General features: G+C 67.4%; 21 protein-coding genes and 2 pseudogenes. 12 read left to right on the forward strand and 11 right to left on the reverse strand.

Going from position 1 to position 23,754, the window contains the following annotated elements:
- Nucleotides 1–67 precede the first annotated feature (67 nt).
- From pflB to ACT9TC_RS01745, 4 genes are all read right to left on the reverse strand, one after another.
- Nucleotides 68–2,338: a formate C-acetyltransferase gene (gene pflB, locus ACT9TC_RS01730; protein ID WP_458041739.1), complete on the reverse strand. Its 2,271-nt coding sequence runs from the start codon at nucleotides 2,336–2,338 to the stop codon at nucleotides 68–70.
- 210 nt (nucleotides 2,339–2,548) lie between these two features.
- Nucleotides 2,549–2,788, reverse strand: a complete 240-nt coding sequence (locus ACT9TC_RS01735) for a hypothetical protein (protein WP_458041740.1) — start codon at nucleotides 2,786–2,788, stop codon at nucleotides 2,549–2,551.
- On the reverse strand, nucleotides 2,785–3,054 hold the full coding sequence (locus ACT9TC_RS01740) for a YgaP family membrane protein (protein WP_458041741.1): 270 nt from the start codon (nucleotides 3,052–3,054) through the stop codon (nucleotides 2,785–2,787). Before ACT9TC_RS01740 ends, ACT9TC_RS01735 begins: the two co-directional genes overlap by 4 nt.
- Entirely contained in the window at nucleotides 3,051–3,302 is a 252-nt protein-coding gene (locus tag ACT9TC_RS01745) for an SHOCT domain-containing protein (RefSeq protein WP_458041742.1), read from the reverse strand. Before ACT9TC_RS01745 ends, ACT9TC_RS01740 begins: the two co-directional genes overlap by 4 nt.
- 357 nt (nucleotides 3,303–3,659) lie before the next feature.
- Here ACT9TC_RS01745 and ACT9TC_RS01750 point away from each other — a divergent pair, with 357 nt between their 5' ends.
- Nucleotides 3,660–5,240, forward strand: coding sequence for a DHA2 family efflux MFS transporter permease subunit (locus ACT9TC_RS01750; protein WP_458041743.1), 1,581 nt, complete (start codon nucleotides 3,660–3,662; stop codon nucleotides 5,238–5,240).
- 536 nt (nucleotides 5,241–5,776) lie between these two features.
- Here ACT9TC_RS01750 and ACT9TC_RS01755 read toward each other — a convergent pair.
- The 4 genes and pseudogenes from ACT9TC_RS01755 to ACT9TC_RS01770 all read right to left on the reverse strand — a co-directional run.
- Nucleotides 5,777–5,938: pseudogene (locus ACT9TC_RS01755) on the reverse strand (pyridoxamine 5'-phosphate oxidase family protein); the annotation flags it as partial.
- A 322-nt stretch (nucleotides 5,939–6,260) separates the two neighbouring features.
- Complete coding sequence (locus tag ACT9TC_RS01760) at nucleotides 6,261–6,593, reverse strand: hypothetical protein (RefSeq protein WP_458041744.1); 333 nt, start codon at nucleotides 6,591–6,593, stop codon at nucleotides 6,261–6,263.
- Nucleotides 6,593–7,705 carry a cytochrome b gene (locus ACT9TC_RS01765; RefSeq protein WP_458041745.1) on the reverse strand — a complete coding sequence of 371 codons (1,113 nt, stop codon included), beginning with the start codon at nucleotides 7,703–7,705 and terminating at the stop codon, nucleotides 6,593–6,595. The genes ACT9TC_RS01760 and ACT9TC_RS01765 overlap by 1 nt, the downstream gene beginning before the upstream one ends.
- Nucleotides 7,686–8,261 carry a hypothetical protein gene (locus tag ACT9TC_RS01770; protein ID WP_458041746.1) on the reverse strand — a complete coding sequence of 192 codons (576 nt, stop codon included), beginning with the start codon at nucleotides 8,259–8,261 and terminating at the stop codon, nucleotides 7,686–7,688. The genes ACT9TC_RS01765 and ACT9TC_RS01770 overlap by 20 nt, the downstream gene beginning before the upstream one ends.
- 263 nt (nucleotides 8,262–8,524) lie before the next feature.
- Here ACT9TC_RS01770 and ACT9TC_RS01775 point away from each other — a divergent pair, with 263 nt between their 5' ends.
- From ACT9TC_RS01775 to ACT9TC_RS01815, 9 genes and pseudogenes are all read left to right on the forward strand, one after another.
- Nucleotides 8,525–10,942 (forward strand): heavy metal translocating P-type ATPase, encoded by a 2,418-nt coding sequence (locus tag ACT9TC_RS01775; protein WP_458041747.1) that lies wholly within the window; start codon nucleotides 8,525–8,527, stop codon nucleotides 10,940–10,942.
- 130 nt (nucleotides 10,943–11,072) lie between these two features.
- Complete coding sequence (locus ACT9TC_RS01780; protein ID WP_458041748.1) at nucleotides 11,073–13,598, forward strand: glycoside hydrolase family 65 protein; 2,526 nt, start codon at nucleotides 11,073–11,075, stop codon at nucleotides 13,596–13,598.
- Nucleotides 13,595–14,083, forward strand: a complete 489-nt coding sequence (locus ACT9TC_RS01785; RefSeq protein ID WP_458041749.1) for an AarF/UbiB family protein — start codon at nucleotides 13,595–13,597, stop codon at nucleotides 14,081–14,083. The genes ACT9TC_RS01780 and ACT9TC_RS01785 overlap by 4 nt, the downstream gene beginning before the upstream one ends.
- Nucleotides 14,084–14,131: 48 nt before the next feature.
- The gene (locus ACT9TC_RS01790) at nucleotides 14,132–15,190 is read left to right on the forward strand and encodes a type II glyceraldehyde-3-phosphate dehydrogenase (RefSeq protein ID WP_458041750.1); all 1,059 of its coding nucleotides are present in this window, start codon (nucleotides 14,132–14,134) and stop codon (nucleotides 15,188–15,190) included.
- Complete coding sequence (locus ACT9TC_RS01795; protein ID WP_458041751.1) at nucleotides 15,190–16,761, forward strand: multicopper oxidase family protein; 1,572 nt, start codon at nucleotides 15,190–15,192, stop codon at nucleotides 16,759–16,761. The genes ACT9TC_RS01790 and ACT9TC_RS01795 overlap by 1 nt, the downstream gene beginning before the upstream one ends.
- Before the next feature lie 178 nt (nucleotides 16,762–16,939).
- A complete protein-coding gene (locus ACT9TC_RS01800; RefSeq protein ID WP_458041752.1) occupies nucleotides 16,940–17,086 on the forward strand; it encodes a hypothetical protein in 147 nt (48 codons plus the stop codon).
- Nucleotides 17,087–17,361: 275 nt separating this feature from the next.
- Nucleotides 17,362–17,850: pseudogene (locus ACT9TC_RS01805) on the forward strand (CocE/NonD family hydrolase); the annotation flags it as partial.
- A gap of 100 nt (nucleotides 17,851–17,950) precedes the next feature.
- Nucleotides 17,951–18,691: a CocE/NonD family hydrolase C-terminal non-catalytic domain-containing protein gene (locus tag ACT9TC_RS01810; protein ID WP_458042983.1), complete on the forward strand. Its 741-nt coding sequence runs from the start codon at nucleotides 17,951–17,953 to the stop codon at nucleotides 18,689–18,691.
- A gap of 192 nt (nucleotides 18,692–18,883) precedes the next feature.
- A complete protein-coding gene (locus ACT9TC_RS01815) occupies nucleotides 18,884–20,164 on the forward strand; it encodes an APC family permease (protein ID WP_458041753.1) in 1,281 nt (426 codons plus the stop codon).
- Between the two features lie 20 nt (nucleotides 20,165–20,184).
- On the opposite strand, the gene ACT9TC_RS01820 is transcribed toward ACT9TC_RS01815, so the two are convergent.
- Together ACT9TC_RS01820 and ACT9TC_RS01825 are read right to left on the reverse strand one after the other, a co-directional pair.
- Nucleotides 20,185–20,406: a hypothetical protein gene (locus ACT9TC_RS01820; protein WP_458041754.1), complete on the reverse strand. Its 222-nt coding sequence runs from the start codon at nucleotides 20,404–20,406 to the stop codon at nucleotides 20,185–20,187.
- A complete protein-coding gene (locus tag ACT9TC_RS01825; RefSeq protein WP_458041755.1) occupies nucleotides 20,403–20,675 on the reverse strand; it encodes a nucleotidyltransferase domain-containing protein in 273 nt (90 codons plus the stop codon). The genes ACT9TC_RS01820 and ACT9TC_RS01825 overlap by 4 nt, the downstream gene beginning before the upstream one ends.
- Before the next feature lie 194 nt (nucleotides 20,676–20,869).
- On the opposite strand from ACT9TC_RS01825, the gene ACT9TC_RS01830 reads away from it, so the two are divergent.
- A complete protein-coding gene (locus ACT9TC_RS01830) occupies nucleotides 20,870–21,652 on the forward strand; it encodes a hypothetical protein (protein WP_458041756.1) in 783 nt (260 codons plus the stop codon).
- Nucleotides 21,653–21,804: 152 nt separating this feature from the next.
- Nucleotides 21,805–21,933: a hypothetical protein gene (locus ACT9TC_RS01835; protein ID WP_458041757.1), complete on the forward strand. Its 129-nt coding sequence runs from the start codon at nucleotides 21,805–21,807 to the stop codon at nucleotides 21,931–21,933.
- A gap of 562 nt (nucleotides 21,934–22,495) precedes the next feature.
- On the opposite strand, the gene ACT9TC_RS01840 is transcribed toward ACT9TC_RS01835, so the two are convergent.
- Entirely contained in the window at nucleotides 22,496–23,701 is a 1,206-nt protein-coding gene (locus ACT9TC_RS01840) for an exonuclease domain-containing protein (protein WP_458041758.1), read from the reverse strand.
- Nucleotides 23,702–23,754: the final 53 nt, after the last annotated feature.

A 23,754-nucleotide genomic window follows, 5' to 3' on the forward strand; every position in this document is an offset into this window, starting at 1 on the left:
GCCCTGGGTGCCGGCTCGTCGCTCGCTGAGATTCGTCGAGCGCGAGGACGCGCGCCCGGGCGTCGCCTCAGACCGCATCGTGGAAAGTGCGACTGATGACGTCGCGCTGCTGCTCCGGGGTGAGCCGGATGAAGTTCACGGCGTACCCGGAGACGCGGATCGTCAGCTGCGGATAGTTCTCGGGGTTCGCCATGGCGTCCAAGAGCGTCTCCCGGTTCAGCACGTTGACGTTGAGGTGGTACCCCCCGGCCCCGGTGAAGGCGTCCAACAAACCGGAGAGGTTCGTCACCTGCTCCCCCGGTTCCCGACCCAGCCCGGAAGGGACGACGGTCGAGGTCAGCGAAATGCCATCCTGCGCATCGTCGAATGGCAGCTTCGCGACGCTCAGGGCCGAGGCGAGCATGCCGTGGGTGTCCCGGCCGTTCATGGGATTGGCCCCCGGGGCGAATGGCGTTCCGGCGCGTCGGCCGTCCGGAGTGTTCCCGGTGTGCGCGCCGTACACCACGTTCGATGTGATGGTGAGGACAGACTGGGTCGGGGTGGCGTTCCGGTAGGTGGCGCGGCTGCGCAGCATCGACATGAAGCGCCGCACGAGATCCTCCGCGATGCCGTCCACCTCGTCGTCGTCGTTGCCGTACTTCGGAAACTCCCCCTCGACGACATAGTCGACGACGAGACCGCGCTCGTCACGCAGGGGGCGCACCGTCGCATGCTTGATGGCGGACAGGGAATCCGCGGCGACGCTCAGGCCCGCTATGCCGCAGGCCATCGTCCGCAGTATCTCTTGGTCGTGGAGAGCCATCTCGAGACGCTCATAGGCGTACTTGTCATGCATGTAGTGGATGCAGTTGAGAGCCTCCATGTAGGTTCCCGCCAGCCAGTCTAGAAGCTCGAAGTAGGCGGTTCGGACCTCTTCATAGTCGAGGACGTCGCCGGTGAGCGGCGCACGTCCCGGGACGACCACTTCGCCGGTGAGCTCGTCCCTACCGCCGTTGATGGCGTAGAGCAGCGCCTTGGCCACGTTCACCCTCGCCCCGAAGAACTGCATCTGCTTGCCCACCCGCATCGGGGAGACGCAGCAGGCGATCGCCGCGTCGTCTCCACAGGCGCTGCGGATCAGCGCGTCGGACTCGTACTGGATTGCCGAGGTGTCGATGGACACCTGCGCGCAGAATCGCTTGAACCCCTCGGGGAGCGCCGCATCCCACAGGACGGTGAGGTTCGGCTCAGGAGCCGGCCCCAGGTTGTAGAGCGTCTGCAGGTAGCGGAAGGCGGTCCTCGTGACGAGCGACCGCCCGTCGTCGCCGATGCCCCCGATCGTCTCCGTCACCCAGGTCGGATCGCCGGAGAACAGCGCATCGTATTCGGGGGTACGCAGGAATCGCACGATGCGCAGCTTGATAACGAGATCGTCGATGAGCTCCTGCGCCTCCATCTCCGTGAGTGAGCCGGAGGCCAGTTCGCGCTCGAAGTAGATGTCCAGGAAGGTCGTGTTCCGGCCGATCGACATGGCCGCACCGTTCTGCTCCTTGACGGCTCCGAGGTAGCCGAAGTAGAGCCACTGAACCGCCTCGCGTGCCGTACCGGCAGGAGCCGAGATGTCGTAGCCGTACGAGGCTGCCATCTGCTTCAGCTCGCGGAGCGCACGAACCTGCTCGGCATTCTCCTCGCGGGCGCGGATCACGTCTTCGCTCGAATAGGCGGCTCCGAGCACGGTGCCCTCCTGGCCCTTCTCTGCGATGAGCCGGTCCACCCCGTAGAGGGCGACCCTCCTGTAGTCGCCGATGATCCTGCCACGGCCGTACGCGTCGGGTAGCCCGGTGATGAGGTGGGAATGCCGCGCCCGCCGCACCGAGGGCGGGTACACGTCGAAGACCGCATCATTGTGCGTCTTGCGGTAGCTGGTGAAGATCGTCTCAAGCTCCTGCGGCACCTCATAGCCGTAGGTCTCCAGTTCGGTTGCGACGAGTCGCCAGCCCCCAAAAGGCATGATCGCCCGCTTCAGCGGGGCGTCGGTCTGCAGACCCACGATCAACTCTGCCGACTTGTCGATGTAGCCCGGTCGGAAGGCCGTGATGCCGGACGGCGTGCCGGTGTCGATGTCGAAGACGCCTCGTGCGCGCTCCTCCGGGAACAGTCGGGTGAGCTTCGCCCAGAGCGCTGACGTGCGCTCGGTGGCGCCGGCCAGGAATCGTGCATCGCCGTCATAGGGGTGGTAGTTGCGCTGGATGAAGTCGCGCACGTCGATGCCGTCGCGCCAGGCGGTTCCGGAGAAGCCGCGCCACGGGTCCTGATCATTCCGCTGGACCGCGCTGCGAGAAGAAGCAGTGAGTGTCATGTCGGTGTCCTTTCGACCGAGCGCAGAGAGCCTTCGGTGGGAATAGCTTCGCGGCGGCCGGAAGCCTCGAGCAGGGCCTTTGGTCACGTCGTGCTCCCTCGGCCCGGTACGCGGACTCCGCGCGGCGAGGTCACCCAGCCTCGACTCGAGCCTTCCTGCCCGAGCGGGGCGCCCCGCGCGGCAGCCTCCGTCCCGTGAGACTGCGCCGAGTCACTCGTGCCGCCCGCCTCCGTGCAGGCCGGACATCAGCAGCACCATCGCGACCATCGCGACGACCGCGACGATGAGAAACGCCGGCTGGAGCACGCCGCCGATCGTCAGCAGCGCGGCGACTACGAGCATCGGCGCGCAGCAGGCGATCATCATCCAGATGGAGCCGCCTCCGCGGCCCTCCTTGCGGGGAGCGGCGTCGGGCGTCGACACTTCGCTGTTCTGGTGATCGTGCATCATCGCAGTCCCCTTGCCGTCGGGGAAACATGCCCGAGCTTGTGATAGAGCGGGCAGTAGCCGGTCGCTCCGGTGACGATCAGATCCAGGCCGGCCAGGATCAACAGGACCTCCAACGCCGCCTGCCACGCCAAAGGATTCGCGTACAGGAGGACGATCGCGACAACCGCGGCCGCGACTCCGAAGACGACTCGGCCGACCCTCTCAAGGGTGCTGATGTTCACCGGGAAGCGACCGCGGCCGCGACCATCCTGCGCTGGGTTCTTCATGCTCGTGCTCCTCTCAGAACATCGACTCGGCGGGCGTAGTCAGCCTCATCGATCTCGCCGCGAGCGAATCGAACCGCCAGCAGCCGCTCGGATTCTGTACTGAGCGGTCCCTCGGCCCGACCCTTGGGCGAGAAGGATCGGATCATTATGACGAGAGCGGTGATGACCACAGCCAAGAACAGCAGCATCGTGAGGACCATGAGCACATATCCCCACCAGCCCCCGACGCTTTCATTCCAATACATCATCAGAACCTCCTCCATCAGACGGCGATTGTGTTCATCCGCCGTGCTTCAAGAGTCCCGAAGGGGGAAGGCGGCAGGTAGAGGCTTTCGTCCTTCTGCTCCCTCTTCGCTCGTGAATGCGAACTCCAGATGGGGTTGCCCGTGTGGACAGGCGCGAACGGAGTCCATCGGGGGTGGACCTGCCGTCGACATCTCCGGTCGGGCTGCCTCTCGTGCGGGCGCTGGGTGCAGCGCCCGCGGGCTCTTCGGCCCACGGGTCGGCCACCGGAAACCGATGGGACTTCGGTCCCGCAGCGCGGACGCGGGACGTGCGAGGGTCAGGGCACGCGTGATCGGGCGAGGGACGGCGAGGAGCATGGGGTGACCAAGAGACGGCCTGCAGAGAGAGGAGACCGAGCAGAGGTTCCCGGCCTCCCTGCTGAACGTTCCGGGGGCCACGCAAGCACGGGCAGCCGCCAGCAGCCGAGCAGCTCCGCCGACGGCGGGTCCAGGTGGACGCTGATCGCGGCGATCAGTCTGGTCACCCTCCTCGTGCTCCTCGACGACACGGCCGTCTCGGTCGCGCTGCCGACGATGCAACGGGAGCTGGGCTTCGGGTACGAGGCGCAGGAGTGGGTGGTCATCTCCTACACCCTCGCGCTCGCCGTGTTCACGCTGCTGGCCGGCCACCTGGCCGACAGGATCGGAGCGAGCCGCATCTTCCTCGTTGGGCTGGCCGTCTTCATCGCCGGCTCGCTCCTCACTGGTCTGACCACAAGCGTGTCGCTGCTCATCGCCTTCCGCACCGTGCAGGGCACGGGCGCGGCTATGGTGGCTCCGGCAGCGCTGGCGCTGATCGCCGGCGCATTCTCCGACCGCCGGCGCGGGACGGCGCTCGGAATCTGGGCCGGGATCTCGGGCAGCGCTCTCGGCATCGGACCGATCGTCGGCGCGTACGTCACGGAGACCCTCGGCTGGAGTTGGATCTTCCTCCTGAACGTTCCGCTCGGCGCGGTCGCGTGGCTCGTGGCCTGGCGAGTTCTCCCTGCAACCGGAGTGAGACGACCGCAGGGCCGCCCCGACCTGATCGGCGCCGCCCTGTCGGCCGTGGCCCTGCTCGGGCTTCTGCTTGGGCTCAGCCGGGGCAATGACTGGGGCTGGACATCGCCAGCAACCCTCGGGCTGCTCGCGTTGGTGCCGCTCGGCCTCGCACTCTTCGTCGTCCATGAGCGCCGTACCTCCCACCCTCTCGTGGATCTGCGGCTCTTCGCGAACCGGGTGTTCACCGGGGCCACCGTCGTCACGCTCTTCTCCACCGCCGTCATGTGCAGCCTGTTCTTCTTCCTGGCGCTCTACCTGCAGACCGTCGTGGGGCTGACCCCTCTTGCGTCGGGCGCCGCCCTGCTGCCGCTGACCCTCACCATCGTGCTGGTCGCCCCGATCGCCGGGCGCTTGAGCGACCGATTCGGGACTCGGGCTCTTGTCGTCGGTGGCACCGCGCTGCTCGGCGTGGGACTGCTCGGCATGTCGGGCCTGCGCTCGAGCTCCGACCTCGTGGGCCTGATGCTGTGGCTCGCCCTCGCCGGATTCGGCATCGCGCTCGCGCGGACGCCGACCACCAGCGCCGCGCTCGGAAGCGCCGGTGAAGGGGCGTACGGAATGGCTTCGAGCGTCGTCAACACCGCACAGGCAGCGGGCCTCGCTCTCGGCATCTCCATCATGAGCGTGATTCTCACCGCGGTCGGCCCAGGAGCCGCCTTCTCCGCCGGGTCCGCAGAAGCGCACCACGAGGCGTTCATCGCGGGGTTCTCCACTGGCCTCCTCGTCAACGCGACGATCGCACTGGCTACCGCCCTGCTCGCCTTCCTGATGTTCGCCGACCCGACCCGGCGGATGCGCACGCCGACCCGGGTCGGAAGGGGCGGAGCAGGACGGCTCACCGGCCCTGGCTCTGGCGCCTGAGGGCCTCGCTGCTCCGCGGGAGGATGCGGGCGCGGGTCAGACGACTCCGCCTCTGCCGATCCCATTCTCCCGCCCGCGAACCGTGGCGAGGCGAGTGTGCCGGTGCCGGCTCGCCTGTCCCCTCCGCTGTTCTGCCCGCGGGGTTGACGAGGGCGCTTCAGCAGCGGCATCCGGTACAGGGCCAGAACTCGGCCGACCGGGGCGCCGGGCACCGCAGTGGGACGGGACCCGGTGGCGCCTCCCACCGCCGGGGCGCAGCGCACGACACGATCCGCGATCGAGCCGGCGGGCGCAGCGGTGTGCTGCGCGCCGCGGAGCGCGTCCTCCGCGGCCGCGCCGCACTCACGCCCAGCGGTCGAAGCCCCCGCGCTGCATGCGCCGGCCGGTGAGCGCGAGAGGGGAGATCCGCACGAAGACGGTCGTGGGGAGGGGCGTCCACGGAATCACGCCCAACCGGAGGCAGCGAATTGCTCGATCTCCCGCTCGATGACCGCGGCAGTTCCGCGCAGCACCACACTCCAGGCGTAGTCGGCGTTTCAGCCGTCGACCTCGAACGCGACGCAGGAGTTCATCGTCAGTTCAAGCAGCTTGGCGCCCTCCGCGGTGCGCAGGAGAAGGGAGCGCCCGTCGACATTGTGGTTGACCGGAAAGATGTCCGGCACACCCCCTACGCTGAGGGCGAGTCGACCCATCTCCCCCTGCGCGAGGAGCTACCAGCACTCCTCCTCGGAGAGGTCCGCGACGAGTTCGTCGCCCATGTCATCAGTCCTCATCGGGCTCACCTCCCTCGCTTCTCAACGCGAGCGGACGACCGAGATCGGGCAGGGTGAGCGCATTCGCGCCCAGCGAGCAGGAGACATGTCATGGCGAGTTCCGCGCGTTTCGGTGGAGCTCTCATCGTGCAGCGGCGGCCGGATGCCCGGCAGGGGCGAACGTCCCGCCCGGCCGCCGGCACCGCTGCGTCGGTCCCTCGGCGCGCGCTTGCCCCCCCCCACCGGCCGGCGATCCGAGCCGTGTAGCTCAGTCCCGGTCCCTGCCCGGCAGAAGGCCAGTGCGGCTCACGAGGCGAGTCATCACGGGTGCCGATACGGGACGGGCGGGGGCGGGCGGCAGCACTCTCCGCCGAGCGCGCTCCAGGGCGATGGTCACGCGGGCCGCCAGCAGGACGGCAGCAACAGCGAGCGTCGCAATCACGCCGAAGCCGAGACCCACGAGCGGGCTGGGCTGCGCATTGGCCAGCGCAGATGCCGCCCCGACGAGCAGGATGGCTGCGACGGTCAGCACCGCGAGTGACTGGTGCGCCCGCCGGAGCGGCGAGGGATTCGCCGCTCCAGCGCTTCTGGCTGCGCCCATCAGAGGTGCGTCTGGGTCGGCGTGACGGCCATCAGGATGGTCAGCAGGATCAGGATCGCGACGACGACCCCCGCCGCGATCATCGGAACCGGTCGTCTCCGCCAGGACCGCTCCGGCCCCCGTTCGATGAACGGCACCAGGGCCAGGAGAACGAAGAACACGATCAGTCCCCACGCGATGGCTGCAACCCCGAACCAGTTCTCGAGGGTGAACGGCCACCAGAACATCCACGGCGGCTTGGTCACCTCGATTCCCGGGACGGGGCTCGACCCGAGCGGGGCCGGAAGGAGCACGGCCAGGACCCCGAGGATGCCCGCGAGCGTGATGCCGAGGGAGACCAGGCGGCGCAGGTGTCCGGTGAAGGGCTCGGTGGGCTCGGCTGCGGCTGCCTGCTCGCTGACTTCACCGACCGGCAGTGACGGGTGAGGCGACATGTGGTGCCGCTTCACCAGCAGGAAGTGCAGGATCACCAACACGAGGATGATGCCGGGGATGATGACCACGTGCGCGCCATAGAGGCGCAGCAGGATCGGCACCTGCTCCGAGAAGCCGGGCGAGAACCAGAAGCCTGCGTTACCGAGCAGGCCGCCCAGCTCGATGTTGTGGCCGAGGGCTTCGTAGCCCTCCTGATCCCACTTCAGCACCGTGCCGGTGAAGATGGCGAAGGTGATCAGGCCGAACATGGCCACCCCGACCAGCCAGTTGCCCTCCCGCGGCTTCTTGAAGGAGCCCGTCAGGAAGACCCGCACAAGGTGCAGAAAGGCCGTGACGTACATTGCCTGGGCAGCCCAGAAGTGCACGCCCCGGAAGAAGCTGCCGGCCCAGATGCCCGTCTCGATCTCCCGGACCGACTGGTTCGCGACCTCGGGCATCGGCGAGTAGAACTGTGCCAGCACGATGCCGGTGACAATGAGGATTGCGAACGCGACCGCCGTCACACCGCCGAGTGTCCAGGCGATCCGGTTCGCGTGCTCCGGCACGGGGTAGGCCAGGGCATTGATGCCGAGGCGCTCGTCCACCCATCCCCAGCCCTTGCGCACCCACCCCGGCGCGCGGCGCCCTGCGGCATCTGTTGTTCGGTCACCGGTTCGATCAGCGAGTCGGGTCTCCATTGCGCACCTCCATTCCAGTCATCGCCCCGTGGTCGGAGCGAACAACGTTCTGAGCCGCCAGCACGTCCCTGCGGAGCTCCCTGAGAGTCTCGTGGGGCCGGAAGAGATAGGTCAGCGCCCCCCCGGCGAGCAGCGCGAGAGCCGAGACCGCGAGGAAGAGCCAGTCGAAGCCGACCACCGCTCCCTGCGATGCCAGGGGCGGCAGTACGACGCCCGTTCCGCTCTCGTCACCGGTGGCGGGCTCCAGGTTGGCGACGGCTTCGCTGATCGAATCTTGGAGCAGGCGCTGGGCGTCCCCGATCTGTCCCGCTTCGAGCGCGGACTTTCCTTCTTGCAGTCCGGCGACATCGACGCCGTCCTGGTCTTCGGCCGCGAGCGCGTCGTCGACCATGGCGAGAGCCTGCTGCTGCCCCAGCTCCCGTGGGTCGTTGGCGAGGAAGCTCAGCGCCCCCTGGACCATGACGTAGCCCTCATCGGTCGCTTCGCCTCCGTCCGCCCACGCCCCCTGGGCTGGAGCGGCCACGGCCAAGAGGACGACGGCGAGGCCCGTCCACATCCTCATTCCGTGAGCGCCGCGAGGCCGGACTATCACCTGATTCGCCTGGGAATATCCCAACTGTTTCCTCTGCATGACTGAAAGCTAGGGCACGACGCCTCAGCGGTAAAGGGACCAACGGCCCTGTCTGCAGCACGGATTCCGCAGCTACCGTCGCACCTGCAAGAGCCAGAAGAGACCAGACAAGAGTGGAACGCCATCGAGCCGCCGGAGGCCGTTCGATGCCGGCGACGACAGTCGCCTCGCGCTCCGAGAGGAGAATCATGCAGGACCGACCTTCCCGATCCGACCACGCCGGACACACGGGACACACCTCCGGACTCGGCCACACCGGCCACCCCGCGGAACCCGACCACACCGGCCACCCCGCGGAACCCGACCACACCGGCCACCCCGCGGAACCCGACCACACCGGCCACCCCGCGGAACCCGACCACACCGGCCACCCCGCGAAGCCCGACCACACCGGCCACCCCGCGAAGCCCGACCACACCGGCCACCCCGCGAAGCCCGACCACACCGGCCACCCCGCGGAGCCCGACCACACCGGCCCCACCCAACCCGATCACAGCGCACACACCGGGCACAGCGGCCACGGCCAGCCCGTGACGCACTCGGCCCACGACGTCATGGGCCACGGCGGCAGCCACGCTGGGATGTCGATGGCAGACATGGTGCGAGATATGCGCAACCGCTTCCTCGTGGCCGTGGTCTTCTCCCTCGGAGTCACGCTCTGGTCACCGATCGGTCGCGATGTCCTCGGCTTCGGAGTTCCCGCCCCGTTCGGGCTACGCGACGACCAGTTCGCCTTGATCCTGTCGCTGCCCGTCGTCTTCTACTCGGCCTGGATCTTCTTCGACGGCGCCTTCCGCGCGCTTCGTGCTCGTACCCTGGACATGATGGTCCTGGTGTCCATCGCGGTCGGGGCCGGCTGGCTCTACAGCCTCTTCGTGACCCTGACCGGCGGCGGAGAGGTCTTCTACGAAGCAGCGACCATCCTTGCCTCCTTCGTGCTGCTGGGTCACTGGTTCGAGATGAGAGCCCGAGGCGGAGCGAACGAGGCCATCCGCACGCTCCTGGAGCTCGCCCCGTCGACGGCACTCGTCATCCGGGACGGCGAACCGGTCGAGGTGCCCACCGCCGAGGTGCAGGTGGGCGACCTCCTGCTCATCCGACCTGGGTCGAAGATCCCCGTCGACGGCCGAGTCGAGAACGGACAGTCCGACGTCGACGAGTCGATGGTGACCGGAGAGAGCCTCCCGGTCGGGAAGTCAGCGGGCGCCGAGGTCATCGGCGCGTCCATCAACACGACCGGCACCCTGCGGGTCCGCGCGACCAGAGTCGGGTCAGACACCGCTCTCGCACAGATCGTTGCTCTGGTGCAGGAAGCGCAGAACTCCAAGGCGCCAGGTCAGCGCCTCGCCGACCGGGCTGCCTTCTGGCTTGTCCTCGTCGCCATCCTGGGCGGCACAGCGACGTTCCTCGTGTGGTTGACGCTCACCGGGTCCGTGCCCACCGCGCTCCTGTTCGCCATCACCGTCGTGGTCATCACCTGCCCCGACGCGCTGGGCCTCGCGACACCGACAGCGATCATGGTGGGCACCGGCCTCGGCGCGAAGCGCGGCGTCCTGTTCAAGAACGCGACCGCGCTGGAGACCTCCGCAAGCATCGACACCGTGGTCATGGACAAGACCGGAACCCTGACCAAGGGCGAGCCGGAGGTCACCGATGTGGTGGTCAGCGGCATCGACGAGCGGGAGCTCCTCGCCCTGGTCGCGGCGGTCGAGCGGGAGTCCGAACACCCGTTGGCCGGAGCTGTCGTCCGCCACGCTGAGAAGCGCGAAGCCCGTCGGCTGTCCGCGTCCGACTTCCAAAACGTCCCCGGCCACGGTGCGTCAGCCGAGGTGCAGGGGCGGCGAGTGCTGGTGGGTAACCGCAAGCTGTTGAGCGGCCGGGGGGTCGACCTCGGCGAGCTCGCCGACGCCCGAGACCGGCTGGCCGCCAGCGGCCGGACGGCGGTGCTGGTGGCCGTCGACGGCCGCGCGGCAGCAGTCATTGCGATGGCAGATGCGGCGAGGGAGACCGCCGCACCGGCGGTCGCCGCACTCCATGACTCCGGCATCCAGGTCGTGATGCTGACCGGAGACAACGAGGCGACAGCGAAGCGCATCGCCGCACAGCTCGGCATCGACACCGTCATCGCCGAGGTGCTGCCCGGCGACAAGTCGGAGCAGATCGCCCGGCTCCAGAGGTCAGGCAGGAAGGTCGCCATGGTGGGCGACGGCGTCAATGACGCACCGGCACTGGCGCAGGCCGACCTGGGCATCGCCATCGGCGCGGGCACCGATGTGGCCATCGAGACGGCGGATGTGGTCCTGATGCGATCGGACCCGCTGGATGTTCCGATCGCCCTCCGCATCGGCAAGGGCACGCTGCGGAAGATGCGGCAGAACCTCGGCTGGGCCGTCGGCTACAACACCATTGCACTGCCCATCGCCGCCGGAGTGTTCGCGTTCATCGGGCTCACCCTGAGCCCCGAGATCGCGGCGCTGTCGATGTCCGGGTCGAGCTTCATCGTCGCCGTCAACGCGCTCCTCCTGAAGCGGCTCCGCCTGCCGGCCGCGGCTCAGCCCGCGGCGGCTCCCGCAGCCTCGCGCGAGCCGGTACCGGTCGGCGGATGACCTCGCCGAGACACCGCAGAACCCCGCCGACGAGAGAGCTTCAGAGATGACCGACACCACGGCCGGCGCCTCACCCACAGTGGAGGGGGGGCGCCCGGCCAGCGCCGGGAGGCCGCCCCTCCCTCGGCTGGTGGGCCTGCCCCTCCCGAACCTCGTACAGGCTCCCGCACCGTCGGGCTCCACTCCGGTGGGGTCCGACCCGTGGCTGCTTGCCTACGACTCCTTCGATCCGGCGGACGAGGGGACCCGGGAAGCGCTGTGCACGGTCGGCAACGGCTACTGGGCGACTCGGGGAGCGGTGCCCGGAAGCGTCCCGGACGCCGTCCACTACCCGGGTACGTACCTCGCGGGGGTCTACAACCGCGTCGTCACAGAAGGGTTGGGGGGCCCGTTCGAGACGGAGCACCTGGTCAATTCCCACGACTGGACGGCGCTCCTCGTGGAATCCCCGGACGGGACGGCACTGCACCCCTCATCCGCGGACCTCGTCGGCTACCGCCAGGAGCTGGATCTGCGCCGCGGCGTCCTCACCCGGACGATGCGGCACAGCGACCAGCAGGGACGGATCACGACGGTGACCACCGAGCAGTTCCAGTCCATGGCAGAACCGCACCTGGCGGCACTGCGGATGACGGTGCAGGCCGAGAACTGGCACGGAGACCTCCGCGTGGTCTCCTCGATCGACGGGCGCTCCCGCAACACGAACGTCGCGGCGGACCGCCGATTGGAGACCCAGCACTTCACGCCGGGGATATCGCACCATCTGGACGAGTGGACGGTGCTGCTGGAGAGCAGGACGATTCAGTCCGGCATCACCGTCGCCACTGCCGCCCGCACCTCTCTGCACCCGTCCGGAGTGCTGTCCGGGAGTGTCCACATCAACGACGAAGCGTCGGCAGGTCTCGAATTCCACGTCCAAGTGGCTCCGGGGGCACCGGTGGTGATCGAGAAGGTCGCTGCGGTTGCCACCTCTCGGGACCGTGCCCTCTCCACTCCCCTCCTGGACGCCTCGCACCGCATCCGCCGCGTGGGAAATTTCGACGCCCTGCTCTCCGTGCATGTGAGCAGGTGGAGCGAGATGTGGGACCGGTTCGGCGTCGTCCTCCAGACCGGTCACCGCCAGTCCCTCGCCCTCAACCTGCACACCTTCCACGTCCTGCAGAGCACCGCCTCTGCCGAAGCCGACTTGGATGCCGGCGTCCCCGCCCGGGGCCTCCACGGCGAAGGGTACCGGGGTCACATCTTCTGGGACGAGCTGTTCGTCTACCCCCTCCTGACCCTCCGCCGCCCCGCTCTGACGCGAGCACTTCTCCTCTACCGGCACCGCAGGCTCGGGGAGGCGCGAGCCGCGGCACGGGAGGTCGGACTGCGCGGCGCCCTTTTCCCCTGGCAGAGCGGGAGCGACGGGCGGGAAGAGACCCCGTCGCAGCTGTACAACGAACGCAGCGGGCAGTGGATGCCGGACAACTCCCGACGCCAGCGCCACGTCGGTCTCGCCGTCGCATACAGCGTGTGGCAGTACTACCAGGCAACGCAGGACCTTGAGTTCCTCACCGACGTCGGAGCGGAGATCCTCATCGAGGTGGCCCGGCTCTTCGCGAGCAGCGCCGCCTACGACGGCGCCGACGACCGGTTCAGCATCACGGGAGTGATGGGCCCCGACGAGTACCACGACGGCTATCCCGGAGCACCGGGCGCAGGGGTCCGCGACAACGCCTACACGAACGTGCTGGCATCCTGGACCCTCGCACGAGCTGCCGACGCTCTGACCCTCCTCGCTCATCACGACGCCGCAGCGCTTCGACAGCGCCTCGAGGTGACCCACGAGGAGATGCGCGAGTGGGACCACATCGGTCGTCGGCTCCGTGTCCCGTTCCATGCCGACGGCGTGATCAGCCAGTTCGATGGGTACGAGCGGCTCCAAGAGTTCCCCTGGGATGAGTACCGCCGACGCTACGAGAACATCGGCCGGCTCGACCTGATCCTCGCGGCCGAAGGCGACAGCACCAACAAATACCGGCTGTCGAAGCAGGCGGACGTGCTCATGCTGTTCTACCTGTTCCCCGCCGAGGAGCTGAAGACGATGTTCGCGCGCCTCGGCTACCCGCTCTCCCCCGAGACGATCCCAAAGACCGTCGACTTTTACCTGTCCCGGACCAGTCACGGTTCCACCTTGAGCCGGCTCGTCCACAGCTGGGTCCTCGCACGCACTGATCGAGCCCGATCGTGGTCCCTGTTTGAGCAGGTGCTGGAAGCCGACCTCGCGGACACGCAGGGCGGCACGACTCGAGAGGGCATCCATCTCGGGGCGATGGCGGGCACCGCCGACATGGTGATCCGCTGCTACGGGGGTGTGGAGACCCGGGCAGACACTCTGCGGCTCCACCCTCTGCTCCCCAGCGAGCTTCCCGCGGCCTCCTTCCACCTTCGCTACCGGAACCAGCCCATCGATGTCGACATCACCCAAGACAGCGTCCGCCTGCGTCTGCACCACTGCTCCGCGCGATCTGTCCGGGTATGCATCCAGGGCATCGAGAAGACCTTGAGACCGGGAGACCGCTGGGAGCATCCACTCTCGGCACCCGCTAGACTCCACCTCCCGGCCGATTCCAGGAACGGTGAGCCCGAAGGGCTCCAGCGACAGGAGAAGGCGTGACAAGTCACGCGGAACGCTATCGGGAGATCGCGGAGACGCTCGCCCGACATGGACTCGGCTTCCTCGTGGGTGTCATCGGCCTGCAGAGATGGCTCCCGTTCGAGCGCGCGCTCCTCGGCCATGATCACCGTGAGGAGCCGTACACGAACCCTGAGCATCTCCGCATCGCACTGACGGAGCTCGGGCCCGCCTCTATCAAGCTCGGCCAACTGCTCTCCACCCGCTCGGACCTGGTGCCTCCGGAGTACCAGATCGAGCTGGCCCAGCGGCAGGACCACGCTCCCCCCGCCCCTTCCGAGGTGATCCGGATCATTGCGGAGACCGAGGTCGGACGAAGCACGGAGGATGAGTTCTCATCCTTCGACCTCGAACCGCTCGCCTCGGCGTCGATCCGCCAGGTGCACGCCGCGACCCTTCTCGACGGAACCCGAGCCTTCGGCACCTCCCTCACCTGGAAAGCGCGCCGACGGGGCCCTCGGCCCTGACCGTCACATCCATAACCGGTTTCTGGAACCACGATTCAAGGAGAAAACATGCCCAAGAAGGTACGCGTCGCGATCAACGGCTACGGAGTGATCGGCAAGCGGATCGCGGACGCTGTGCGAGTGCAGCCCGACATGGAGCTTGTCGGTGTCAGCGACGTCATCTCGGACTACCGGGTTACGGCAGCAGTCGGCATGGGAATTCCCATCTATTGCTCGTCGGAGGACAAGGCGCCCGAGATGGGTGCACGGGTGCCGCTCGCCGGCGGACTGCACGACCTCCTCCACGGGGTCGACGTCGTGGTCGACTGCACCCCGGCCGGCATCGGCGCCGCGAACCTCGCCCACTACCGTGAGCACGGCGTCAAGGCGATCTTTCAGGGCGGCGAGAAGCACAGCCTGACTGGCCACTCCTTCGTCGCCTCCGCCAACTACAGCACCGCTGTCGGACGGGACACCACGCGCGTGGTCTCCTGCAACACGACTGCGACGGTCCGCACCCTGTCGGCACTCAAGGAAGCGGAGCTGCTCTCCAGGGCGCGTGGCGTGCTGATCCGCCGCGCCACCGACCCGTGGGAATCAGACCACTCCGGGATCATGAACACCGTCGTGCCGGAAGCGAGGATCCCGAGCCACCAGGGCCCCGACGCCCAGACCGTAATCCCCGACCTCGATGTGGTGACCATCGCGGCCAAGGGCTCCCATGTCCAGAACCACGCGCACTTCTGGACAGTCGAGCTCACCCGCGAGGCCAGCACCGAGGAGGTCCTCGCAGCGTTCCGCGCCATGCCCCGCATCGCCCTCGTCCGCCGGTCCGACGGCATAGTTGCGCTCAACAGCACGCAGGAGCTGATGCGGGATATCGGGCGCCGGCGCGGCGACATGTATGAGGTGGCTCTGTGGGCGGACATCCTCACCGTTAAAGGCAACGAGCTCTTCTACACCTACACCGTCGACAACCAGGCGGTTGTCATCCCGGAGAACATCGACGCCATCCGCGCCCTGACCGGCGAGAGCAGCGCCGTTGGCTCGATGCGGCTGACCGATCAGACACTCGGCGTGCGACAGGACTTCCTGGACACCGCGAGCCACGAATCGCAGGAACAGTGATGGGTGACCACGAACTGGACTCGAGAAGTACCGTCGAGCTCCGTGCACAGGCCGACCGGGAAGGGGCTGGCCACACCGGCGTCGGCGGGCGCAACTCGCTGAGCCGCAGAGCGGTGCTGCTCGGGGGAGCGGGAGCGGGCCTGTTGCTTGCCTCATGCACAACAGACCCCCGTTACCTCCGCTCGGACAGCCCTGCCGTCGGTGAGCAGGAGAAGGTGAGGAAAGGCACCGGACGGACAACCACCGTCGATCTCGTTGCCGCCGCCTCCTCGCTGGACCTTGCCGGTGTGACCGCCAACACTTGGACCTTCGGAAGCCTTCCGGCCCCCGTTATCCGGGTCGGCGCGGGCGACACGTTGCGCGCGCGGGTGCGGAACGAGCTGAACGACCCGACGTCGGTGCACTGGCATGGACTCGCACTCCGCAACGACATGGACGGCGTTCCCCCGCTGACCCAGAAGCCGATTCAGCCAGCACGCACCTTCGACTACGAATTCATCGCCCCGCACCCGGGCACCTACTGGTTTCACCCGCACGTCGGTCCGCAACTCGACCACGGCCTCTACGGGGCGCTGATCGTCGAAGACCCCAATGAGCCGCTCTCCTATGACGACGAGTGGGTCGTCATTCTCGACGACTGGCTGGACGGCGTCACTACGACCCCTGAACAGGTGATGGCCGAACTCGGCCGAGGGATGTCCGCCATGGGGATGGACGGCATGCCCATGCGGATGGGCAACATGCTGATGGGGGCCACCTCGGACCTCCTCGGCGGGGACGCCGGAGACGTCTACTACCCCTATTACCTCATCAACGGCAAGCCGGTGGCCGATCCGACCGTGTTCAGCGGGACCCCCCGGTCGCGGGTGCGGATCCGCATCATCAACGCGGGAAGCGACACCGCATTCAGATTCGCTCTCGGGGGGCACCGCCTCACAGTGACGCACACCGACGGGTTCCCGGTAGAGCCGCGCGACGTAGACACCCTGCTCCTAGGGATGGGCGAGAGGTACGACGTCTTGGTCACCCTCGCCGACGGCGTCTTCCCCATGGTGGCGGAAGCCGAAGGGAAGCAGGACCGGGCGTTCGCCATAGTGCGCACAGGCGGGGGGTCGGCCCCTCCGGCTGACGTCGAAGTCCCAGAGTTGGCACGGAAAGTCGGAGACGCGTCCGGACTGACGGCCAGTTCAGACGTGCTGCTTGCGCCATCCTCCCCCGCCCGAAGACTCACCATCTCGCTCACGGGCTCCATGGCACAGTACGACTGGGGGATCAACGGACGCCGTTTCGACGCGAAGTCTCCCCTCGCCGGCGCACTCGGGGTTCGCCAAGGAGAACGGGTGCAACTGACCGTCACCAACGACACGGACATGTGGCACCCGTTTCACCTGCATGGCCACACTTACCAGCACGCGGAAGGAGGACCGCGGAAGGACACCTCCATCGTCCTGCCGCGCACGAAACTCGTGGTGGAGTTCGACACCGACAACCCGGGAGTGTGGGCCGCACACTGCCACAACATCTACCACGCCGAGGCGGGAATGATGACGGTCCTTGCCTACGAGGGGTGAACCGCGCGACTGCAGGTGTCTGCCGGTCGGAGGCGGACTCGAGGCCGCGGTTCGTTGGGCTCGGAACAAGGGTCACTCGCGAGATTACGGTGCAGCCCACCACCGCTCACCGGAAATTCTCCCGTGACGATGGGACGTTCGCCCCTGACCGCGACACCCGGTTCACGGGAGCCTTGTCGTGAGGGCTCCCGGTCCGGATGCCCAGGAGAAGGAGGGCATCCTGCGTGCAGCAGTGGTTCGAGGCTTCGATGAAGACATCAGCATCAACCGCGGTCGCTACGAAGAACCAGCACTACCGGATGCGGAGCCCGTCGCCGCCCGGTGACGCGGGCGGCACATGCCGCTCCGTCCGCGGGTGGCCACGGCGTGAGGGATCACCACGCAGCCACCCGCGGGCGCCCCGAGCCCCGACCGTGACGAAGGAGTCAACCGTGTCTCACTTGCCGACCCCGTGCATCCGGACCAACCCGGTGCCGCACACCGTGCTCGCACCCGAACCGAGAGGGCATCGCCCGTGATCATCGAACGGAACGTTGACGTCCCCATGCAAGCCGGATAGTTCGTGAGCGTGAACGTCTTCCGGCCGGATGGCGCAGGCCCGTGGCCGGTGATCGCAACCATGAGAGCCCCTACGGCAAAGACGTTCACTGGCCGGATCGCTACCCGCTGTACGACCAGGCGGATCAGAGCGACGACGCGGTGTGGGAAACCCCGGACCCGGAGTGGTGGACCGCACGCGGATACGTCATCGTGCGGGCCGACTCGCCGGGCACCGTTGCATCGCCGGGGCGGCTCGACCTACTCGGAACCGAAGAGGTGGACGGCTTCTACGACGTCATCGAGTGGGCGGGTGTGCAGGAGTGGTCGACCGGCCGTATCGGAAGCATGGGCATCTCGTGGCTCGCCATGCTGCAATGGCTCGTGGCTGCGCAGCGCCCCCCGCACCTGGCCGCGATCATTCCGTGGGAGGGATCCACGGATCCGTATCGGGAGTTCGGACGGCAGGGAGGGATCTTCGCCAAGGCCTTCCTGGAGCTCTGGTGGCGGCTCCAGATCGCGCCTCAGCAGCACGGTTACAACACCCAGACTCCGGAAGAACTCGCATCCCACCGGGTACTGCTGTTCGAAGAAATGCAGAAGCGCGAGTTCATCGACGACTGGTACGCCAGCCGTTACCTCGGGCACGCGCATCGGACCGTTCTCCGAGCCGTGGGCGAAAGCACGGCAACAACGCTTCCTCGAGGGCGAACAGAACGGCGCCGAGAACGACGCGCCGGTCCGCCTCGCCATCCGCGGACGCGACAAGATCCAGTGGCGCGACGAAGACGAATGGCCGATCGCGCGCACAGAGTGGCGCAAGCTGTACCTCGATGCATCCGACGGTTCGATGGCGTGGGATGCACCCGCAGATGCCGCGACCACCTCGTACTCAGCCGAGGACGGCGAACGACAGTTCGCCTTCACCGCCACAGAAGACGTCGAGCTCACCGGGCCGACGGCACTGCGACTGTGGGTGTCCAGCACCGGCGACGACGTCGATGTGATGCTGCACATTCATGTGGAGGATCGGGACGGGAACGTCCGGCTGGGAATCGCGCCGCAGGGCGGGCCGATCGCGCTCGCGATGGGGTGGCTCCGCGCATCCCATCGCACGCTGGACGACGAGCGCTCGCTGCCCTACCGCCCCGTGCACCGCCACACCGATCGTGCCGCGCTCCTCCCCCATACGCCCGTCGCGCTCGACATCGAGATCTGGCCAACGTCGATCACGCTGGGTGCCGGCGACACGCTCGTGATGCGTGTTCGAGCCGAGGACGACGAGCTGGGGCCGATGGCGCACGACGACTCGACCGATCGCGCGCAGCTGCGGACGCACACGACGACCCTGCTGACGGGCGGTGAGTATAATTCGGCACTGCTCGTCCCGTGATCCCAGCTCACCGGCCGGCGTGACTCACGGCCGCCGCGCTCCGGCTCTGCCGTGACGAGGCACCTGCAAGCTCGCTGACGAAGTTCGAAGGCTGATCGTGTCAAGGGGGTACACAACGCGGAGCCGCCCCGTTACCGTTGCCCACGCAGCGCCGGGAACCCGGTTGTCGACGTAGGGATCAGGGAGGCACGCATGAGCGACGACAAGGCCCGGATCTCGCTCGCTGGCTCGGTCTCGCTCGGCACCGGTGTCATGATCGGCGCCGGCATCTTCGCACTCGTCGGCCAGGTCGCCGGCCTCGCGGGCGACTGGTTTCCCCTCGCGTTCCTGCTGGGCGCGATCGTCGCGGGCGCGAGCGCCTACTCCTACATCCGCTACTCCAGCGTCAACCCGAGCTCGGGTGGCATCGCGATGCTGCTGAAGGATGCCTACGGCCCGGGCGTCATCGCGGGCTCCTTTTCGCTCTTCATGTACGTGTCGATGGTCGTCGCCGAGAGCCTGCTCGCACGCACATTCGGCACCTACCTGCTCCGACCCTTCGGACTGCAGGACTCCGTCGTGCTCGTGCCACTCCTCGGCGTGATCGTGATCGCCGCCGCCACGATCGTGAATCTGCTCGGCAACCGGCTGGTCGAGGCATCCGCCACCACCACGGCCGTGGCTAAGATCCTCGCCATCGCGGTCCTCGCCATCGCCGGAATCGTCGGCACCGCGGTCGCGGGTGACGGGCTCTTCGCTCACAGCTCAGGCGATGCGCCCGACGTGGTCGGTCTCTTGGCGGGCACGACGCTGTGCGTGCTGGCATACAAGGGCTTCACGACCATCACCAATCAGGGCGACGACATCCGCGACCCGAAGAAGAACATCGCCCGCTCGATCGTGATCTCACTCGCGATCTGCGCGGCCCTGTACCTTCTCATCACGATCTCGGTCGAGTCGAGTATAGGCGCCGAGGGCGCCGCCGACGCCCGCGACTACGCACTCGCGCAGGCGGCCGAGCCCCTGTTCGGTTCGTGGGGCGTGGGCATAACCGTGGCCATCGCGGCGGTCGCGACCGTTTCGGGGCTGCTGGCGAGCCTGTACTCCGTCTCGCGGCTGTACGCGATGCTGCAAGACATGCGTCAGGCACCGGCGCTGCCGGCGAAGGTGCAGCACCAACCGCTGATCATCACGGCCGGTCTCGCGATCGTCGCGACCGCGTTCCTCGACCTCACGCAGATCGCCTCGATGGGCGCCCTGCTGTACCTCACCATGGACATCGCCGTGCAGTGGGGCGTCATCCGGCGCCTGCGCGAGAAGATCCATGCCTCGCTCTGGCTGCCGGTACTCACGATCGTGCTCGACCTCGCGATCCTGATCCCCTTCACGATCCTGAAGATCCAGAACGACCCGCTCACGATCGTCGTCGCCGCCGCGGTGGCCGCCGCAATCTTCGTCGGCCAGGTGATTACGGTGAAGGTGCGGGGGCGCTGAGCCACACCGCACCCCCAGACCTACTCGGGGCGCTCCGGACGAGAGCCCACGGCATCCGCGATCTGCACGGTTCCGAGCAAGAAGACGGCCGCACCCGCGAACAGCACAAGCCACAGGGCCGGGTTCCAACCGCTGATTCCGGTCTCGTCCGCGATGATCGCGTGCCCATACATGGCGACCGCGCCCGCCCCAATCGTGACGATGCCGAACAGGATCACGCCGATCGCCAGCCATAGCCTCATGTTTGCCTCCGCTTCGTGTGCGAGAACTCTATCGAGCAAGCCCGCGGATGCTTCGGCTCACCGCCCTCGCGGCTCGCGCTGTACCGTCGCGGCACATACTTCGCCCCTCGGCCTAACCCGTCGGGATAGACCACAAGCAGGTCGTCGTCCGAGTCGAGATTTGAGTCGTCTCTCGCGACGGAGCCGTGGACCACAGCCGTGACGCGGTTCTCAGCGGGAGCGTCGTCACAGGCGTTCTGGGGGAAGAAGCTCCGGATGCTGTCGAACACCCGCGTCCGAGCGCCAGGACGGCCACTTCGACCGCGGAGGTGAGGTCCTCGAACGGTTCCGCAGATTCATGTATCAGTCTTGACGCGAATGTCTCGTTTATGGAACGGGTCCTCTAGAAAGCCCCCGCGACGCCGGATGCTTCCGCCACCAGCCGCTCATCTGGATCAGCCCTCACGGCATGAGATCATCGCGCATGCCTGTGTTTCGCGACCCGCTGCCCCCGCCGCCGGACAGGGCGCCCGATCTCGACGACGACTTCTCGGCCGGACTGTCGGCGGAGCGCTGGATCCCGCACTATCTACCGCGCTGGACCACGCCCGACCGATCCGAAGCCCGGTATCGCCTCACGCCAGGCGGCATCGATTTGCGGATCGAACAGGACCAACTCGACTGGCGCACCGAAGACGCACCGCTGCGCGTATCGAACCTGCAGACCGGTACCTTCTCGGGCCCCGGCGGGTCCGTGCGCGGCGCCCACCGCCACCGTACCGACGAGCTCTTCGTCCGCACCGAGACACCCGAGCGGCTTCTCTTCGCACCCTCGGGCGGGCAAGTCGACATCACCGTGACCGCCAGTCGCGATACCGGGTGCATGCTCGCGGCCTGGCTGGTCGCCACCGAGCACCTCTCCCCCGCCGACTCGGGCGAGATCTGCATCTTCGAAATCGACGCCGACGCAATCGGGCCGACCACGACCGCGCGCTCTGGAATCAAGGCGCACCACGATCCTCGACTGACGACCGACATGGCCGTGGTGACGGTGCCTCTCGACGCGAGCCAACCGCACACCTGGACCGCGATTTGGGGCGACGGCGAGACGACGATCGGATGCGACGGCTTCGTCGTGCGCCGGATGCCTCAGGCTCCGGACTATCCGCTGTTCCTCATGATCGACCTGTTCGAAATCGGAACGCCCTCGGGCTCGTACCCGAAGTCCGCGACCGTCCACCACGTCCGTGCCTGGGCCGGTCGCTGAGCGAGCGCAGCGAGCCGAAACGCTCAACCCAACGCGGTCACTGAGCTTGTCGAAGTGACCTACCCAACCCAATACGCCTATTGCTCGCGCTGCGACTTTTGCATACTGGAGGGGACGAGTTCCTGCACGTCCGCCACGAAGGAGTTCCACCCATGACGGCATTGATCATCCTCTTGCTCGTCGGCGGTGGCGCCCTCGCCACGACGGCGTGGGCGATCTGGCAGGACCCCGTGACCCGGCAGAGCCTGCGTCGGCGCTTCAGCGCAAGCGAGCGTCGATAGAAAACGCCTGACCGAGACATCCGCCGCGAACCAGACGACGTCACCGGACGCTCACGATCGCTGAGCCCGCCAACGGTCGCTCAGCCTGTCGAAGCGACGCACCCGTCCCCGCCCCGAGCCGAGCGGATGCCTCGCCCTATCCGCCTTCGCGACGCCTGGCTGCGTTGCACCGCTGCACAAAGTTCGCTCCGAGCCCTGTTCCCACAATGACAATAGGCGTGCCGATGACCATGATCCACGGATCGGCCGAGGGGAACCATGCTGCCAATGTCACCAGTGCAATGATCGCCAAGGTGTCCGTCGCCGCAAGCACAACCGAGCGACGCCATGCTGCTCGCAAGCGCGAGCGATCGCGGTGCGGTCAAGCACTGTCGGAGCGAACGCGGTCACAGGATACGGGTCACGCGCTTCGATCGACCGGATCCGGCCGTGCACACCTCCCCCGGTCGTTGAGCGAGCGCAGCGAGACGAAACGCCCCTCAGGCAACGCGGCGTATATCGCTCGTGCGCGTCAACGTCCTGGCCGACATGGTGGCAACGATGTCGTCGTACGGAAGAACACCTAGTCCAGGCCCACCAGCCGCTCGAGGCTCTCCTCGGTGATGATCGGAATGCCGTACTGACGGGCCTGCTTGGCCTTGCCAGACATGGAATCAGGGTCCGCGGCGACGAGCACCTTCGCGCTTTTGACCATGTTGTCCTTGGCAACGAGCCCAAGTTCGCCAAGGATCTCGAACCACTCCGAGCGGTCGCGTCGGGTATCTCCCGTGATCACAACAGTGTCGCCAGCGACAAGTCGGAACCCGGTGGTGAGCGCCGGAGCCACCGGCCCGGGACCCGCCGCAGCAGCCTCAATCTCGGACGCATCAATCTCGAGCAGTCGCCCGACTTTTTGTATGTCGTCCCATTCGCGTGCACTGAGTTCGCCATCGGCCCACGCGGCCGTGGCCAGCCCATCGAAATACGCCCGGTGCATCCGCTTGATCGCTGTCGGCGCGAATCCCATGTCTTGTGCGAAGCGAAGGAGCGCATCAGCCTCCGTGAGCGACATGTGGCGATCAAGGAGCACGCGATCGAGCATGGCGAGATAGTCGAGGTTCAGTGCGCCATCATCTTCAGCTGGGGCAACCAGCACGTGGAGGCGTTCGAGCACCGACCGGGGAATCACGTCAACCGCCTCACGCGGCATCCATCCGACGGGCGATTCAACCGGATGCGGCCAGTCATCCGTCGACGCGAGCCACTGATCCCACCAGGCCCGATCTTGGCCTGCGCTGAGATAGGCGCGGAGAAGACCGGCAGTCGCCAGCGCGTCAACAGATGCGCGATGCGCGTTCTCCAAAGTCACACCGATCGCCCCGCAGCAATCCGCCAGGCTGCGGCGCCCGGGCAAGAAGGTGGCTGCTAGCTGCATCGTGCACATCCAGTAGTCGCGATCGGGGCACCACTCCCCCGTCTGTGTCATCGCGGCTTCTAAGAAGCGCGCATCGAAGCTGGCGTTGTGCGCGACCGGCACTCGTCCGCGCAGCAGACTCGCGATGCTCGGCGCGACGGCGCCAAACTCTGGCGCTCGGGAAGCGGCAGCGGCGCCGATGCCGTGGATCTTCTGGGCACCCATGTCGCGCATCGGGTTGACCAGCGTTTCCCACGAGCCCTCGATCTCGCCACTCGGCGACACATGAACGATCGCCACCTCGACGATCCGGTCGTGGCGGTCGGGAAAGAGCCCGGTCGTCTCCAGGTCAATCACGGCAAATCCGCGTGCCATCTATGTCTCCTCCAGATTCATTCCGTACCTGAACCGCACTGCCCTACTAGCTC

Source organism: Microbacterium sp. HM-570, assembly GCF_054165885.1.